Origin of the sequence: Luteimonas sp. TWI662 (assembly GCF_039673825.1) — a bacterium.
Taxonomy (GTDB): Bacteria; Pseudomonadota; Gammaproteobacteria; order Xanthomonadales; family Xanthomonadaceae; genus Luteimonas.
The window spans coordinates 78399-94558 of sequence record NZ_JBDJMI010000014.1 but is presented as its reverse complement, the minus strand read 5'-3'; the positions used below and the strand labels follow the sequence as shown (position 1 = coordinate 94558).

At 65.2% G+C, this 16160-nt stretch carries 14 protein-coding genes; 8 read left to right on the top strand and 6 right to left on the bottom strand.

Annotation, left to right across the window (positions count from 1 at the left end; translation table 11 throughout):
- Positions 1 to 10 precede the first annotated feature (10 nt).
- Positions 11 to 958, bottom strand: coding sequence for a LysR family transcriptional regulator (locus ABE488_RS11310; RefSeq protein WP_346448426.1), 948 nt, complete (start codon positions 956 to 958; stop codon positions 11 to 13).
- Between the two features lie 97 nt (positions 959 to 1055).
- Between ABE488_RS11310 and wrbA the strand changes: the two genes are divergently transcribed.
- Genes wrbA through ABE488_RS11295 form a run of 3 tightly spaced genes read left to right on the top strand, consistent with a single transcriptional unit; the run spans position 1056 to position 3816 of the window.
- Positions 1056 to 1691: an NAD(P)H:quinone oxidoreductase gene (wrbA, locus tag ABE488_RS11305; RefSeq protein WP_346442483.1), complete on the top strand. Its 636-nt coding sequence runs from the start codon at positions 1056 to 1058 to the stop codon at positions 1689 to 1691.
- Positions 1692 to 1720: 29 nt separating this feature from the next.
- Positions 1721 to 2905, top strand: coding sequence for an MFS transporter (locus ABE488_RS11300; protein ID WP_346448425.1), 1185 nt, complete (start codon positions 1721 to 1723; stop codon positions 2903 to 2905).
- Positions 2902 to 3816 (top strand): transporter, encoded by a 915-nt coding sequence (locus tag ABE488_RS11295; RefSeq protein WP_346448423.1) that lies wholly within the window; start codon positions 2902 to 2904, stop codon positions 3814 to 3816. The genes ABE488_RS11300 and ABE488_RS11295 overlap by 4 nt, the downstream gene beginning before the upstream one ends.
- Before the next feature lie 48 nt (positions 3817 to 3864).
- Here the strand turns inward: ABE488_RS11295 and gcvA are convergent, their stop codons facing one another.
- The gene (gene gcvA / locus ABE488_RS11290; protein WP_346448421.1) at positions 3865 to 4785 is read right to left on the bottom strand and encodes a transcriptional regulator GcvA; all 921 of its coding nucleotides are present in this window, start codon (positions 4783 to 4785) and stop codon (positions 3865 to 3867) included.
- A gap of 131 nt (positions 4786 to 4916) precedes the next feature.
- Here gcvA and ABE488_RS11285 point away from each other — a divergent pair, with 131 nt between their 5' ends.
- From ABE488_RS11285 to sigJ, 5 genes are all read left to right on the top strand, one after another.
- Positions 4917 to 5510 (top strand): MBL fold metallo-hydrolase, encoded by a 594-nt coding sequence (locus ABE488_RS11285; RefSeq protein ID WP_346448420.1) that lies wholly within the window; start codon positions 4917 to 4919, stop codon positions 5508 to 5510.
- 30 nt (positions 5511 to 5540) lie between these two features.
- On the top strand, positions 5541 to 5738 hold the full coding sequence (locus tag ABE488_RS11280; RefSeq protein ID WP_346448418.1) for a hypothetical protein: 198 nt from the start codon (positions 5541 to 5543) through the stop codon (positions 5736 to 5738).
- Positions 5735 to 6601 carry an MBL fold metallo-hydrolase gene (locus ABE488_RS11275; RefSeq protein WP_346448417.1) on the top strand — a complete coding sequence of 289 codons (867 nt, stop codon included), beginning with the start codon at positions 5735 to 5737 and terminating at the stop codon, positions 6599 to 6601. Before ABE488_RS11280 ends, ABE488_RS11275 begins: the two co-directional genes overlap by 4 nt.
- Before the next feature lie 109 nt (positions 6602 to 6710).
- Positions 6711 to 7160: a carboxymuconolactone decarboxylase family protein gene (locus tag ABE488_RS11270; RefSeq protein WP_346448415.1), complete on the top strand. Its 450-nt coding sequence runs from the start codon at positions 6711 to 6713 to the stop codon at positions 7158 to 7160.
- Position 7161: 1 nt separating this feature from the next.
- A complete protein-coding gene (gene sigJ, locus ABE488_RS11265) occupies positions 7162 to 8064 on the top strand; it encodes an RNA polymerase sigma factor SigJ (protein ID WP_346448413.1) in 903 nt (300 codons plus the stop codon).
- Positions 8065 to 9032: 968 nt separating this feature from the next.
- Here sigJ and ABE488_RS11260 read toward each other — a convergent pair.
- From ABE488_RS11260 to ABE488_RS11245, 4 genes are read right to left on the bottom strand one after another with little or no spacing between them, the layout of a single operon-like run.
- Positions 9033 to 10226: a Wadjet anti-phage system protein JetD domain-containing protein gene (locus ABE488_RS11260; RefSeq protein ID WP_346448411.1), complete on the bottom strand. Its 1194-nt coding sequence runs from the start codon at positions 10224 to 10226 to the stop codon at positions 9033 to 9035.
- On the bottom strand, positions 10219 to 13635 hold the full coding sequence (locus tag ABE488_RS11255; RefSeq protein ID WP_346448409.1) for an SbcC/MukB-like Walker B domain-containing protein: 3417 nt from the start codon (positions 13633 to 13635) through the stop codon (positions 10219 to 10221). Before ABE488_RS11255 ends, ABE488_RS11260 begins: the two co-directional genes overlap by 8 nt.
- A complete protein-coding gene (locus ABE488_RS11250; RefSeq protein WP_346448408.1) occupies positions 13622 to 14233 on the bottom strand; it encodes a DUF4194 domain-containing protein in 612 nt (203 codons plus the stop codon). Before ABE488_RS11250 ends, ABE488_RS11255 begins: the two co-directional genes overlap by 14 nt.
- Positions 14233 to 15663: a Wadjet anti-phage system protein JetA family protein gene (locus ABE488_RS11245; RefSeq protein WP_346448406.1), complete on the bottom strand. Its 1431-nt coding sequence runs from the start codon at positions 15661 to 15663 to the stop codon at positions 14233 to 14235. Before ABE488_RS11245 ends, ABE488_RS11250 begins: the two co-directional genes overlap by 1 nt.
- Between the last annotated feature and the right edge of the window lie 497 nt (positions 15664 to 16160).

Below are 16160 nucleotides of genomic sequence, written 5' to 3'. Positions count from 1 at the left end.
GTGTGGATCGTCAGCGCATCTGGCCTTGCGACGCTGCCTCCGCACCATCGGCCCGGGTTGCCTGAGCAAGTGAACGCAGCGCAGCGCGCATGACGCGGGCGGCGGGCCCGAGCGGGCGGTCGTTGCGGTGCGCCAGATACGACGCGAGATCCACGCGCCCGTGTTGACCGAGCGCGGGGACATCGAGCCGCTTCAACCGTCCCGACGCCAGTTCGGCCTCGACGGCCCACAGCGGCAACCGGCCCCAGCCGAGGCCTTCGCTGATCATCACGTGCTTGATGTCCTGTCCGGCCACCCGCCAGGTGCTGGGCGACAGCACGCCGAAATCCTTGTCCGCGCTCCGTGCGCTGGCGTCTTCGAGCACGATCTGCAGATGCTCGGCCAGCGCCGATGGCGTCAGGCCGCCGGGCTGGCTGGCCAGCGGATGGCCGGCTGCGGCCACCGCGACGAACGGCACCGGCGACAAAGCCTCGAGCTGGATCTCCGGCTCCCGGAACTCTTCGCCCACGGTGATGGCGAGCGTGCAACGTCCCTCGCGCAGCGCGGCCAGCGGCTCGCCCAATGGGGCTGCACGCAGACGCACGGCAACGGACGGGTAGTGTCGATGCATCGCGTCGAGGGCGTGGGCGACCGCGTGGATCGGGAACAGCGTATCGACGACCAGCGACAGGCCCAGTTCCACACCTTCGCCCAATCCGCGTGCGCGGGCGCGCATCGCATCGGCCCGCAGCACGATGCCCCGGGCATCGGCGAGCAGGGCACGCCCCTCGGGGGTCAGGGCCGGCCGACGACCGGAACGGTCGAACAGGCGTACCCCCAATTGCGTCTCCAGGCTTGCGATTGCGTGACTCACCGCAGATTGCACCCGCCGGATGCGCTTTGCGGCCGCGCGGAAGCTTCCGGTGTCGGCCACGGCCACCAGGACGCGCAGTTGGTCAAGGGTCAGGCCGTCGATCATTGATCTATTCCATCGATCGGATCGAGCAAAATATTAGCACTTCCGTAGATCGGATGCCGCTGCGAAGGTGGCCACGATTCCCGTGGAGATACTTCGCATGCCCAGGGTTCTGGTGCTGTACTACTCGGCCTACGGCCATATCGAAACGATGGCGCACGCGGTTGCCGACGGCGCCCGGGGCGCCGGCGCCGAGGTTGCGGTCAAGCGGGTGCCCGAACTGGTGCCCGAAGGCGTGGCCAGCCGCGCGGGTTACAGAACCGACCAGTCCGCTCCGGTCGCGACCGTGGCCGAGTTGCCGGAGTACGACGCGATCGTCGTGGGCACGCCGACGCGCTACGGCAACATGGCCGCGCAGATGAAGAATTTCCTCGACCAGACCGGCGGACTCTGGGTCCGCGATGCGCTGGTGGGGAAAGTCGGCAGTGCGTTCACATCGACCGGCGGCCAACACGGCGGCCAGGAAACCACGCTCCAGTCCACCCACACCGTGTTGCTGCATCTGGGCATGGTGATCGTGGGCCTGCCGTACACGTTCAAGGGCCAGCTGCGCATGGACGAGGTGACCGGCGGAACGCCGTACGGGGCATCGACGCTGGCCAGCGCAGAGAACGACCGCGATCGCCAGCCCAGCGCCAACGAACTGGAAGGCGCCCGGTTCCAGGGCGCCCATGTGGCCCGGATCGCCGCGGCCCTGGCCGGGCACGCCGGGCTGCGAGGGGAGGCGTCACCATGACCTCGCATCGCCTAGATGGGCCCGTGCCCATGGCTGCCACGAGGGACCGGCTCGCGCTGTCGCTGGTCGTTGGTGCGGGCATCGTCTCCGCCTTCCAGGTGGGCAAGGCGACCCTGGCGCTGGAATCGATCCGCCTGGATCTGGGCGTGGACTTGTCGGCCGCCTCCTGGGTGCTGTCGGCGTTCGCGATGGTCGGGGCGCTGGTCAGCGTGCTGGTCGGGGCGGTGTCGGACCGGATTCAGGCGCGCCCGACGGTCGTCGCCGGGCTGCTGCTGCAGGCGGTCGGCTCGGCGCTGGGCGCGATGGCACCGGGCCTTGGCCTGCTGCTGGCGGCACGGGCGCTGGAAGGGCTGGGTTTTCTCGCCGTGACCGTGGCCGCGCCTGTGCTGGTGGTGGCGGCAACGTCCCCCGCGACACGCAAGCAGGCGTTCGCCGCGTGGGCGATGTTCATGCCCCTGGGGATGGCGCTTGTGCTGTTCGCGGCGCCGGGACTGGCCACCCTGGGATGGCGCGGCCTGTGGTGGGCGAATGCGGCCCTGCTGGCTGTGTATGCATTGGTCCTGGTGTCGGGCACACGGGATCTGCGTCCAACCGAGGGGCAGGGCGAGGGCCGCCACTGGCGGCACGGCCTGCGACGGGTGCTCGAAGACAGGGGCGCATGGTGGCTCGCCGGCCAGTTCTGTGCCTACACCGCGATGTTCTTCGCCCTGTTCGGATTCCTGCCGACGCTCCTTGGCGAGCGTCTCGGGGTCGGCGGATCCACCGCCGGCATGCTCAGCGCGATCGCCGTTCTGGCCGGCGCTGCCGGATGTCTGGCCGGCGGCATGCTGCTGCAGCGCGGCCTCGACGCGCCCCGGATCCTGCGCGCAAGCTTCGCGACCCTGGCGCTGTGCAGTCTGGGCATTCTGGCCCTGCCACTGCCCGGCGAACTGGCTTACCTGTTGTGTGTGCTGTTCTCGTTCGTCGGGGCATTCATTCCGGTCGCGATCTTCGATGCGGCGCCGCGCCTGGCCAGGCGACCGGGCACGCTCGGCTCGATCGTGGGCCTGGCCACGCAAGGCAATAACGTCGGGATCGTCATCGGCCCGGTACTCGCCGCAGGCGTGGCCAGCGCCGGGAGCTGGCACTGGGTGGCACTGCCGCTGGTGCTGATCGCCCTGCTGGCGATGCACGCCACGCCTGCCGGCCGGCACCCGTTGGCGCCAGGCCAATGAGGGCGATTGCCGGCATCGCTGTGCTCGCCTTGGCCGGGGGATCGATGTGCCAGGCGCAGGCGGACGTGACGCTGCCGCCGGTGAACCTCGGTGACAGTACGTTTCAGGACGGAATCGCTGGGCCGGGTTGGATGGTCCAACAGACCTTGTCGGCGTATGGCGCGCAGCGGTCTCGGGATGACCGCGGGCAACGTACGGTCGGCGCACCGGAGGTCGAGTCCCTAGCGCTGCTCGGCCAGCTCAGCGTGATCTCCAACCGCCGCGTCCTGGGCGCCTACTGGGGCGGGGAACTCATCGTGCCGTGGGTCCATGCGCAGAGCACGCCCGCGCACGACAGCCCTGTGCACACGCACGGCCTCGGCGATGTCTTCATCAGTCCGCTGATTCTGCAATGGCCGCAGACGCGCCTCGGCGGACGGCCGTTCTGGCAGCGCCTCAACCTCAATGTGACCCTGCCCACCGGACGCTACGGCACGCCCGGCCGCCTGGACGCGGGACGCAACGTGCTGCAGTTCAATCCGCACTACGCGTTCACCTGGGAGCGGTCCGATGCCTGGGAGCTCAGCGGTCGCGTGCACTACCTGTGGACCCGTGCCAACCACGATCCCGCGCCCGACCTCGACGCCGCCGACGTGCAGGCCGGGCAAGCGGTGCATCTCAACGCATCGATCTCGCGTTCGGCTGGCCAGGACCTGCGCATCGGCGCTGCGCTGTACGCGCTGGTCCAGGTCACCGACGACCGCATCGACGGCGTTCCACAACCGGGACGCGAGCGCATTGTGGGTGTCGGGCCCGCACTGGGCTGGTCGCGTGGCGCCGTCTCACTGCACGCCGCGGCGTACGTCGAGACCCTGGCGAAGGATCGCTCCGAAGGCACCCGGCTCAGTCTGCGTTACGCCGCGCGATTCTAGGCAAAGCCCCCGCGCAGGCGCGGAGGAGGGCCTTCGGCCGTCGCCCGATCACCGGGCGACGGCGCGCTCGTTCGAGGCCTCATCGCGCAGCCACTGGCAGAACGCGTCCACGGCCGGCGTCGGCACCGGCGTGTCGCGGCGCACCAGCCAGAACGCGTACGCATTCTCCGACGCCTGCGCGTAGGGTTGGACCAGCCGGCCTTGCTGAAGGTCGTCCGCGACCAGCGGACCGATCCCCAGCGCAACCCCGTGCCCGGCGATCGCAGCTTCCTGCGCGAGATAGGCGCTGGTGAACACCGGTCCCGCGCCGGTATCGGCCTCGGCGGCACCTGCGGCCGCGAGCCAGTCCGACCAGCCGGGCACGCCGGGCCGACCGACCGCAGTCCGGTCGTGCAGGAGCGTGTGGTGGCGCAGGTCGGCAGGCGTGCGCAGCGGATGCGGGCCGAGCAGCAGGGCAGGGGCGCAGACGGGGAACACCGCCGCGTCCATCAGGCGTTCCGCATGCACTTCCGTATAGCCGCCGGCGCCATAGCGAAGCCCCACATCGAGGCCATCGCGCACGAAGTCCGCCGGGGCGTCGCCGGTTTCGATCCGGACCTGGATGCCTGGCCATACCCGATGGAAACGATGCAGCCGCGGCACCAGCCACTTCGCCGCGAAGGATTCGAGCGTTGTCACCCGCAGCACCGTTGCGGCCTGGGACATCGCCTGGTCCAGTGCCCGATCCAGATGCCCGAACACCTCGCCCAGCGTCGCCGCCAGTGCCTGACCCGCTTCGGTGAGCTCGACCGCACGGTGATGACGCTGGAACAGAGGCAGTCCGAGATACGCCTCCAGTTGCTTGACCTGATGGCTGACCGCGGCCGGGGTCACGAACAACTGACGGGCCGCGGCATTGAAACTCAGATGGCGCGCCGCCGCCTCGAAGGTGCGGAGCGCATTGAGCGGAGCGGGGCGGCGAGATCTCACAAGAGGTGCGACCGTTCGAGGCGGCAAGCATCGTATCGCGTTAGTTTTTCTGATGCGAACGACAACACAACTCGTTTGTCGCGTGCGCGCAGCATCGCGACCATGCGCGGGCTTCCCACAGGACAACTGCCATGCGCGTCGAGGAATTGTGTTCGGATGTAGTGATGTTTGTCGGCGATGAGGTCGAATCCGTCGCCACCGCGTTCGTCGACCACGACGAGGTGCTGCTGGTCGATGCACTGGGCAGCGAAGCCGACGCGGCGTGGCTGCGCGACACCTTGTGCGGACAGATGGGGAAGACGGTGCGCCTGATCGCGACCACACACTTCATGAGTGACCACATCGCGGGCCTGGTGCAATTTCCCGGTGCTCGGGTCCTGGCGCACCGGCACCACCGGCAGACCTTCCTGTCGCAGAATCGCCGCGTCGACGCGTTCTACCGAGAACCTGACTTCGTCTTCAACGACATGGCGCTGCGCTGGGGCCGGCACCAGTTGCGCCTGCTCTACAACCCGGGCAAGTCCATGGATCACGTCAGCGTGGACGTGCCGAGCGCTGATCTGGCCTGCGTGGGCGACAACATCGTCGGGAACATCGTGTACCTGTCGAAAGCCGATCCGCAATTGCAGCGCGCCGCCATCGGTCGGATCCGTCAGTTCGGGCGCGCGCGAATCATCGGTGGACACATCGGCGTCTTCGATGCAACGGTGCTCGAGCACGCCTAACAGTATCTCGACACCATCCAGCGACACGTCGTGCGCATCCGCAGGCAGGCATCGCCGGACGCGGTCGCGGCACGCATTGCCGAGATCCGGATCGAGGACTGTGTCGCACCGGGCGTCGCGCCGGTCGCCTTCGAGCGCGCATGGCACACCCACAATCTCGAAGCGATCGTCGCGCAATCCATCTTCGCGCTGGATGCGGCGCTGGCGTCGATGGGGCAGGGCGCATGAGGGCCGTCGCACGCGCCCGGCCGGTCGATTCCGGCCGCAGGCGCTTTCTGACGGGCTGCACGGGCCTGGCCGCGACGATGGTGCTGCCGAGTGCGGTCTGCAACGCGGCGGCCGCACCAAAACCGCTGCGGATCCAGCGTTTGGCCTGGGCGGGGATCCGGCTGCAATTGCCGGAGGCGACACTGTTCATCGACCCGCTCGTCGATCCGCAGGCGTGGGGCGCTTCGCTTCCAGACACACTCGTGCCGGTGGGCGATGCCATCGGCGAGGCCAGTGTGCTGATCACGCATGGCCATTCGGACCACTTCGATATCCAGGCGACCGCATCTGCGTTGCGACAAGGCGGCGTGTTCGCCTATCCAGCCGGGCTCCACCCCAGCCCGTTGCCTGACGGCGTCCGTGCCAGGCCCAGCCCGCTCTGGGAGCCGCAGCTGATCGGCGACTTCACCGCCACGCCCGTGCCAGCAGTCGATGGCTATGGAGACACCCAGGTCTCGTGGGTCGTGTCCGCTGGCGGGCGGCGCATTTTCCATGGCGGCGACACGCTATGGCACGGCCATTGGTGGCGGATCGGCCGTCAGTTCGGGCCGTTCGACGCGGTGTTCCTGCCGGTCAACGGTGCTCGGTTCGGCTGGCGACGCCCCGTCAGCGGCCTGCCCGGTGTGCTGACGCCCGAGCAGGCAGTGGCCACGGCCGCGATTCTGGGCGCGCGCACGTTGGTGCCGATCCATTACGGGGTTCGTGACATGGAGGCCTACGTCGAGGTGGACGATCCCATCGGCGCACTCCGTGCCGCCGCCCGACAACGGGATGTCCCGGTGCAGGTGTTGACGCCCGGAGACTGGATCGCGTGGCCGGCCTGAGTGGGCTGCAACCGTGCGTCAGCCACTGGAGCCGTCGACGCGTCACAGCCCAGCGCGCCGAATCGTCAGACCTGCATCCGGGCACACGCGCCCGCGCTGGAGACTGACGATGCACGCCACCGATTCCCCCTCACAACCGGTGCCGGTCGACCGAGCATTGCCCGATGTCTATCGCGCACTACTCGCCGTGCACACAGCCAACGATCGCCACGGACTACCGCAGGCCTTGCGCCATCTGATTCATCTGCGCGCCTCACAGATCAACGGCTGCGCGTATTGCATCCGCATGCACACCCGTGAGGCGAGGGCGGACGGTGAGACCAACGCACGTCTCGACCATCTCGCCGGCTGGCAGCACATGACGGACTACACCCCGGCCGAACGCGCCGCATTGGCCTGGACGGAGGCACTGACGCGTCTCGGTGGCGATCGAGAGCCGGACATCGGGGCGTTGCGCACGCAGTTGCGCACACACTTCGAAGACCCGATGATCGCGGCGCTGACCGTGGAAGTGGCGATGATCAACCAGTGGAACCGCATCGCGATCGCCAATCACTGACATGACCGATCGGCCCGACGATGGCATCGCCGCATTCGATCACGCCCGCCCTGGGCTGCTCGGCCTGGCGTATCGGCTGCTCGGCTCGCGGGCCGATGCGGAAGATGCGGTGCAGGACACCTACCTGAAATGGCAGCGAGCCGACCGCGCGACGATCGTGTCCGCAGGCGCCTGGCTGACCACCGCGTGCACCCGGCATTGTCTGGACCTGCTGCGCAATGCCCATCGCAACCGAGTCGACTACGTCGGCACCTGGCTGCCCGAGCCACTGCGCATTGCCGACGACATCGAGCCGCAGGCCGCCGCTGAGCTGGCGTCGACGCTGACGTCGGCCTTCCTGCTGCTGCTCGAACGGCTGACCCCGAAGGAACGCGCGGCCTACCTGCTGCACGAGATCTTCGAGATGGACTACACGGACATCGCCAAGGCACTGGACATGCAGGAACCGGCGTGCCGGAAACTCGTCTCGCGCGCCCATGCGCACGTCGGGCATCCGCGTGTGCGGCACATCACACCGCCGGCGCGACAGACTGAACTGCTGACCGCCTTCGAACGCGCCATCCGTAGCGGACAGACCGAGCAGCTTGCGCTGCTCCTCTCACGAGACGTGCGCCTTGCCGCCGACGGCGGCGGAAAGGTTTCTGCGGCGCGCCGGATCATGGTCGGGGAGGGCGAAGTGCTGCGGTTCATCGCAGCGGGCCTGCATATCTGGTGGGCCGACTACGCCTTCGAGCGCGTGATCTTCAATGGCCACCTGGGCCTGATCCTGCGCGACGCGACGGGGACGGTGACCGCGGCAGCCTCTTTCTCCTATGACGAGACTGGGCGCCTGTCCGACATCTTCATCATGCGTAACCCCGACAAGCTGGTGTGGGTGGAACAGGCCGCGATCGAGGTGCTATGACGTGCGGGGGCGCGCATCTGAATACGGACACTCCATGAGGCGACTGGAGAGCAGCCTCATGGAGACGGACTGATGGCCGATCTAAGCGCAGGCTTCAGCGAGGCAACGGTCGTACAAGCGTTCACAGCCGATGGTGGTTGTCGCCGGATCGGCCAAACAGGGGACTTCATGATGCATTGGTCTCCAGTTTTGCCCGGATGCGCATCTGGACCAACGGGTGGGCAAAAAGGGGATCTGTGGCGGGTGGCTTGTTTGCCCGGGCCGCTACAGGAAAAGAACATAATGTACATTATGCGAAGTATTAGAGCCGCGGCACATCGCATAGCAGCATGGATCTTCCGTCTCATCTACGGTCGACATGCTCACCTGTTAGCACTGTAGCCACGAGAACGAAACCCAGCACTACGACCGCGTGCTGCTCGACAAGACGGCACTGCATTGCGCCTCGATCGGACTGTTGGCGATCGCTAGCATGATCGTCACGGTGGCGGTTGCGCACCAGCTCCAGATGACAGCGGAAGCCCGTAGCGCCTGGCCAACTTCGGCGACGAGCTCAGCTGCCAGAGCCCCGCCCCTCTTAGTGTCTACCTACCGAACATCGGCTACTTTTGATGCAGATCGCCTCAAGCAGTTGCACATCGGTGGGCGTTCGCCGCTGGCAACGATCTCATCGCCAGCGGTATGGACATCGGATTTAATGATGCCACGGGCCAATGATATGCCCCCTACACGCCCCCATTCTTTTGTTCGCGCACCGACGAAGGGTGGCTGCATCCGGCTAACAACCTGGCGTATAGCCGGACCCATGGACGATGCTGACGGCGACACTCCTGCCTGACTTGACCCCCAGGTGCGACTCTCCTAACCATCAAGCGCACTCTCTCGAATGTCTGCTTTGGGTCGAAAGCCGCCCTCTACCCTCAATAAGCATCCCTAATCCGCCAAGATTCGCTAGCTTTGTTGAAAGATTAGGGCAGCTTCAAATCAACTCGTTCTTGTTCCAATGTCCTGTTTGGTATCTCCTGAAGACCCAGCCACCCCGCACGGATCGCTGAGAGCCTCATGGCATTACCCGTGGCGTCCGACACCTCTTCGCCTTGCCCATGCATCGTGAGATCCATCAGCCAAGGTCGAAGTACGCTTCCGATCGGTACAGCGACCTCCTGCAGTCGCGCTGCAATCCTGAAGCCGCCGACATCGATGTCGCCCCAGTGGTAGAACAAGGTCGAGTGCGGAAGGTTTCCGGTCAACCGAGTGAATCCTGCCACCCATGCTGGGGACGGCATGCCACCGGTAAACACCACCAGTCCATCCTGGCTGCCCTTCAGCGCCGCGGCAGCCAAATGGAACGTCGTCAAGTTTTCGATCGTCAGGACCCATGCGGGCGCGCTCGTCAGACCTCCCACGGACCGCGGTGCCACGCCGACATACGGTCGCACGATCGTACAGTCAGGACCCTCCTGCATTATGATGGTGCCCGCACCGGCAACCATCAGGGGTAGCGGCTGCTTGACCAGACCGAGCGTCTTGAGCACTTCCCATTTGCCGCGTGGACGGCACGCCAGCCCTTCTCCTGACAAAACATCAAGCTGGGGCAGTAGTTGTTCGATCCGTTTGGTGTCCGAGAACAGGTGTCCGCTGAGGACGCGGATGATCTGATCCTCCCCCGGCTTGGCCGCCAACGCATCCAACACCTGCAGAGCATCTCGCCAGGAACGCCATGAGTCCGGCCCGAGAGAGCGGATACGCCGTAGAGCTGCCCAGGCCTCCAACACCTCGACCAGCCGCGGGTATCGATCCAACCACGGCGCCAGCTGAGTGCTGGCGACCTGCGCCTGATCTACGTTTGTGGCCACACCCAGCAGACTGGCCAGCGCGTCCACGTTGCGCACGCGAACCCAATCCAGCGGCCGGTCTTCGCCACCCTGGTCAGCCCAACCGGCCTTGATCGCGCCAAGCCTGACTGCTTTTCTGATTTGCTCGTGACCACGCATGCGCTCGTCGAAGTCCTGCCGCCAGTAGATTGAGCTGGTCGGCTTCAGGTTCGTTTTCTGGGGAGCCGCCGTAGATCCCGTCACCCGCTTGCGCTCGCCGCGCTGCAACTGCTCACGCAGGACGGTCTCGACCCAAGGACACAAAGCCAGTTCGCGCCCCTCAGCCACCGGCGCGCCCCGTGACCTCGGCTAAGGCCTTGTCCATCAATTCCGGATGCACCTCAACAATGTCACTGGCAAGCAGCTCCCGGGCAGCGGGTTTCACCTCGTTGCGGAACAACTGAATCCGCTTCGTCCCGAATCGGGCCATATCCCAGTAGACGTCCAGAAACGAGGACATCTTCGCTTGGTCAGATTCGGGACCTGCAATGATCATTTGCAGCCCCAGCGCATTGAGGTACTCGGCGGTCGCACGCACGTTTTGGGCATCCATCTTCTCGAACGCCTCGTCCAGCATGATCAATCCGCCACAGCCCGGCGTACCTGCCGGCTTTCCGAAGGCTGCAGCTAGGGCAGCACCGAAGATCACGTAGAGCGGCGTGCGGTGTTCGCCGCCCGAACCGGGGCCGAAGCGCTTGCTGAGCTTCCCCTTCAGTTCGCCGCCGGCATAGATGTCGACGTCATAGCTGAAGAATAGGCGATGGTCGTTGAGCGGACTGTTCTCCAACTGCAGAGGTGAGCCCTTGCCATCACCCTCCACCAAAAGTCGGAACTCCTCCGGTATGGGGCCCGAGCCACCGAACAACGCGGTCTCGCTTTCGCCCATCTCGCGTACGCGCTGGAGGAACTCGTAAAGCTTGCGGTGCTGGTCGACCTTGGTGGCCTTGAACTGATAGCGCTCGCCGTTGGTGAACTCCGGTGCTTTGTCTAGGATCCGGTTCAAGCCCTTGATCTGCTCTTCGATCGTATCGAAACCATTGAGCAGCGTGTGCGCCACGTCCGACCGGAAGACGTCGACCGCCGCTGCGTATGCGCGACCAGCTTCGTCCTTCTTTTCGACGAGTTCCAGTTCGGACATCCGCTTGATCTCGGTCTGGATCATGACTTGGGCCTGCTGCCAGTCCTGATTGCGGATCTCGTGGTTCTCGAGTTGGTAGTTGGCCAGATACGTGGTCATTAGCCCCCACGTCTTGGTGTTGGCACCATTGCCTAGCTTGATACTGTTTTCGTGCTGCGTAGTGCACTCGATGATTGCCGCGGCCGCATTCTCGTCGGTCTTAGCATCCACAGCCTGGCGAAGCCCCTCAGCCGCGTTGAGGTCACAGAGCAGACTCTGCCGCGCGGCCAGCTCGGCCTCCTGCGCTTCGGCCTGTTCGTTCGTGAGGCGTTTGAGCTCCTTGTGCATACCCTCCAATGCCAAGCGAATCCTTTCCAGATTCTTGGCAGCGGTCGTCTTGGACTCATCCTTAGTCTTGTGGTCCGCCTCGGCGGCTTCAGCCGCAGCTTCCAGCATCGCAAGTCCGCCAGAGGCGCCGGCTTGGACGATCGTCTCCGTCTGGATGATTGCCGTCTGCTGATTCACGATCTGGCCGACCGTCGTCTGCAGACGCTTTTGGAGGGTATCGCCATCGCCAGTCGACGCCAGTGACTGACCAATGTCTGTCACCAACTGCAGCCTGTGCTTGACCGCATCGCGGTGCTCATCCGCCTTCCGATGCGCCTCGCGTGCCAACCGCAGCTGCTCGTCGTTGCTGACCCCGCCGATCCGCAAACCGGCCCTCGTCGACAGGCGCAGGCGGTCGATGCCGCCGCCGGAGCTGACCATGCCGTCACGCGAAATCGCCTTGTGGCCGACGCGCAGCTGCTCGCTGCTGTCCACTAACGCCACCTTGCCCAACTCACCTTGCAGGAAACGCACCGCCCCGTTGTCGTCGCCGGCGATCAACTGGGCGGCATACGTGCCTCCGCCCGGGGCATGCCACGGGCGGGTGCGCGAGCTCAGTGCGAGCTTGGCGCCATAGATGTCGCGGCGGTTGCGGCGATACAAGTCGATCGCCGCGGTTTCCTGACCCTGATCATGGATCAGCAAGGCGTCCACGTTCCGCCCGAGGTAGGCCTCGATCACCGACTGCCATTCCGGGTCCTTGACTTCGACCAGGTCACACACAGGGGTCGAGCGGATGCCGGCGTCTTCCAGCAGGGACTTCAGGCTTTCCACCTCCCGCCGCAACGGCGCCCGACCTGAGTTGGTCCGGCCGAGGTCGCCAGTGGCCAGAGCCAGTGCCTGATTCGCTTCAGCGGTCTGCTGGGTCAGATCAAGCCGCACGCTGTCCACGGCCTTGTGTAGTGCGCCGAGGATGTTGGCCAGCACCAAAGTGTCTTCGGGCTGTATGTCTTCTTCCCGCCCGGCCCTATCAACCAGCGCCGACACATGCTCCAGCGCCTTGGCTCCCTCACCCTGCAGGTCAGTGAGGTCATTGTTGCCCAACACGCGACGCACCGTGGTGCCCAGTCTGCCTAGCTCGTCCCTGAAACCCTTCCGCACCCGATCCAGGTCCTCGCGGCTCTTGGCCAGCTCGGTCTGGCTACCCAAATGGCGCAGGTACTCCGGATCCTGGTTCAGCGCGACTTGCGCGGAGACCAGCCGCTTGTGCGCGGCTCGGGCATCGTCCTCCGCCTTGGCTAGGGCCACCCGGGCCGTGCCCTCCTCCTGCGTCAGGTGCTCGATCATCTCGCCGGCTTCGGACACTTCCTCTCCCAGCCGCTCGGCTCGGTAGACGGCCTTCAGGTAACCGTAGTTGGCCGCCCTGACGAAGTGCTGCCTGACGATGCGGTACTGCTTTTCGACGGTCTCGGCCTCCGCCAGCCGATCGGCCAGTTCCTGGATAGTGCGCTGGATCTCACGGAACTGATCCAGCCTGGCCCGGAACTGGACGACGTTGGTCGGCCGCGCCTCGATCAGGTGGCTGCGCAAGGTCTCATTGAGATCGTCGACATCGCGGTTGAGCTTGAGGGAACGTGCGAATGCGGCACGGATTGCCCGGTGGTTGGGGGACTCACCGCGGCTTGCCAGGTGCGCCCCGAACAATTGGCGAGAGAACTCCTCGCCATTGATGGTGAACACCGGTGTCGTGCCTACTTCCCTGCAGCGATCGGCCAGTTCGTGTTGCATGCGTCTCCATGGCAATACCACCTCCTGCCCGCCCTGCATCCCGATCATCTGCTCGGTGCGCAGCGCGACGCCCGGAAGGATGTAAAGGCTGTGGAAGATGTGGTCCTGGCTATCCACGGTGGCCGACAGGGCTGCACCGGCGGTGACCGGCACGCCTGCATCCGGATCGCGGAACACTAGGTTTATGTAGGTGTTGGACGAGTCACGGCATACATCGCTGGGTCGTTGTCCGTACACCCCGAGGCAGTAGTCGCGCAGGCTGCGGGCCCGTCGCTTGCCCTCGCTCGAGGCGTTGAAGTGGATCCGGTTACGATCGGCACCCAGTAGCACGATCTGCAGCGCATCAAGAAGCGCCGTTTTCCCTGTCCCGTTCGGCCCGAGGAAGGCCGTGTTCCAGCCTACATCCAGATCCTGCCGGTTGTAGAGGAAGTACTGGACTAGGCCGATGGACTCAAGCTGCTTCATCGCCAGTCCCCTCTTCCGTGTCATCGACGCCGACGCCGTAGGCCGCAAGTTGCAACAGCGCGGTCTCGCCCAGGATGTCGGTGATAGCCGGCCGGATCGCAATCTGGAACGGCTGGTCGTCTTCAGACTCGATCTCACGGGCCATGCCGTTGCGCTTGAGCGAGCGTACCAGTTCGCGCGTCTCCGCCCGATCGGGCAACTGCCTGCCCAGCAGGCCCTTGTAGAGCTGCTCCAGCTCTTCCAGGGTCACGAACGCCTCGCCGTCCACGATGTCCACGGCGTTGATCCTGTCGTCGTAGACACGGCGCAACAGCAACGCCAGCCGTGTCTCCTCCAGCCGCATGCGGGCACCGAACGCATGGCGCGGGATGGCAACGACATAGCCATGGTGAGGGTTGTGGGTGATTATCATCCCGAACTGCTCGAACACGTCGCGGAAAGCGGCTAGGTGCCGGGTCACCATTTCGTAAGGCACACGGCTGCCACGGTCACCGGCATAGATCACCTGCTCCATCATCAGGCGGTAGGCGGCCTGCTGGTAATCTTGCTCTGCGTAAAGACCGTTGCTCTGTGCCGCCAGTCGTTCCCAACTGACCATCACGCTCCCTCGCGTTCGACGACAAAGCGTCGATGTGTCATGTAGTCGTTGTTGGTCGAGCGTTCGTCCTCGAACCGCACCCGGATCCCCCGCAGCATCTGCACTACCGGGTCGTGCCGCCGTAGTTGCAGCGGCGCATCGTTGCGGGACGCGATCAGCAGCAGGCGCTGATAGCAGCACAGGTCGTTGATCGACTCGACCTCCAACGCATCTGAGTCCACCCGGCGCTTGCCGTTGAGCATCCGCGCAACGTAGTTGGCCAGTTGCACAGCCGTAACCTTGCGGTTCTCGACCAACCGCCGGCGCAGCCACTCCATGGCCAGCTCTTCGTCCGTAAGCTCTATCGTCTCGACGGTGGTGGCCACCTGCTCCCTAGGTGGCTTGCGGGGTTTGGCCAGCGCCAACGGTGACCAGTGCACGCCACCGGCGTCGCCGGGCAAGGCCGGGTGATCCTCTTGCATACCCGCCAACGCGGTGCAGGCTCGGCTGATCAGCTTGTCCAATTGCTTTGGGGCACGGAGTTTGTACTCGATCAGCGCCAAGGCACGCTGGTTAGCGATGCTGATCTCCTCGTCTAGGCGGGCGAGGTGGTCCTCGATGTTGTTCAGGCGCAGCAACTGGCTCGTATCGCGCCGGTAGGCGGCTTCCCCGCGTTCCCGATCGCCTTTGCCGATATGCTCGACATACCAGCCGATCAAGCGTTCGCGCGAGGCTTCGTCATCCTGCAGCGCGTAGGTTTTCTCGATGATCTGGCCGCGGTACTGCAGCGGGTGGTTGCGGGTCCGCAGTTCGCTGTAGTCGGCGATGTAGACCCGCTCGACGAAATCGCTGAAGAAACCGTGGACGAAGTCGCGTGCCGACTCCAGCTCCACTAGGCCATCCATCAAATCCTGTACCCTGCACCCGGTGTTGACGATGTGCGCCATGCATTGCTTGGCCTGCTTGGCCGCGGTCTGGTACGCGCTGCAGGCGTTGGGATCGGCGCTCTCCTCGTTGATTGAGCGCAGGTTGAGCAGGATCGAACGGACCTGTCCACCGATGTACTCGGGTTCCTGCCGCGCGAACTCGCTGAGGATCGTGAACAGCATACCGATCCGCGGTTTCACGGTGACCATGTCGACCACGCCGCGGCGCCGTACAGAGAACCATCCGGCTTCCGACAACGTTCTGAACACGTTGTGGCTGAGCACGCCCACTGGAGTTTGGAGTTCGCCGTCCCAGGGGTCGTCTGCCACGATGCAGGATTCAATCACCCGAAGCGCCACGGTCTTGGGGACCTCCTCGCCCGGGGCCCGGCCATTGTCTCCCCAGAGCGTCGACATTACCCGCGACAGCACATCCCAGTAGTGGCGGCTGTTCGCCACACCCAGCGGACGGAAAATGGACTCCGGCAGCCGTTCGAACAGCGGTGCGGTCACTTCGTCATTCATCTCACCACCCGTCGGTCTCGCTTGCGCGCTGAAGCAATATCGTTGTCTACCTAGTAATAAGATGTCCGTTCGTTCCCGCACCCGCCCGAGGGCCACCATCATTTCCAGCAGATTGGGCAGACGCCTTTTCCCGTGCTAGGGGCAGTAAAGCGAAGGGCGGCCTTATCGATTGAGAGCGGCCCGTAGGCGGTACTGAGGACATCCGCGCCCGAACGGACCTGGTCAGCCGTGTCCTTCGGCCATGGCTGGGGCTCGGCCTGAAGAATCGCCTAGGGGGCACTTCCGCAGCCACGCCCTGCCAACGGGTAGTCAAGCTGTCGACGTCCGGCGCTCCCCCTGCCCTGCGCGTCTTGCGGGAACAGGAGGATACGACACGGCGGGGATGATCTGAACTGCCTGGCTAGGCTAGAAGACAGATAGGGCTACCCCCGATAAACATCCCTACTCACTACATCGCCTATTGCGAGTTCCCGTACGTTAGAGCACCACCCGCATCA

Coding starts and splice junctions, on each gene's coding strand:
- ABE488_RS11245 (WP_346448406.1), bottom strand. CDS start 15,663: ATGAATGACGAAGTGACCGCACCGCTGTTCGAACGGCTGCCGGAGTCC.
- ABE488_RS11295 (WP_346448423.1), top strand. CDS start 2,902: ATGAGGGCGATTGCCGGCATCGCTGTGCTCGCCTTGGCCGGGGGATCG.
- sigJ (WP_346448413.1), top strand. CDS start 7,162: ATGACCGATCGGCCCGACGATGGCATCGCCGCATTCGATCACGCCCGC.
- ABE488_RS11285 (WP_346448420.1), top strand. CDS start 4,917: ATGCGCGTCGAGGAATTGTGTTCGGATGTAGTGATGTTTGTCGGCGAT.
- ABE488_RS11275 (WP_346448417.1), top strand. CDS start 5,735: ATGAGGGCCGTCGCACGCGCCCGGCCGGTCGATTCCGGCCGCAGGCGC.
- ABE488_RS11310 (WP_346448426.1), bottom strand. CDS start 958: ATGATCGACGGCCTGACCCTTGACCAACTGCGCGTCCTGGTGGCCGTG.
- ABE488_RS11270 (WP_346448415.1), top strand. CDS start 6,711: ATGCACGCCACCGATTCCCCCTCACAACCGGTGCCGGTCGACCGAGCA.
- ABE488_RS11255 (WP_346448409.1), bottom strand. CDS start 13,635: ATGAAGCAGCTTGAGTCCATCGGCCTAGTCCAGTACTTCCTCTACAAC.
- ABE488_RS11300 (WP_346448425.1), top strand. CDS start 1,721: ATGGCTGCCACGAGGGACCGGCTCGCGCTGTCGCTGGTCGTTGGTGCG.
- ABE488_RS11250 (WP_346448408.1), bottom strand. CDS start 14,233: ATGGTCAGTTGGGAACGACTGGCGGCACAGAGCAACGGTCTTTACGCA.
- wrbA (WP_346442483.1), top strand. CDS start 1,056: ATGCCCAGGGTTCTGGTGCTGTACTACTCGGCCTACGGCCATATCGAA.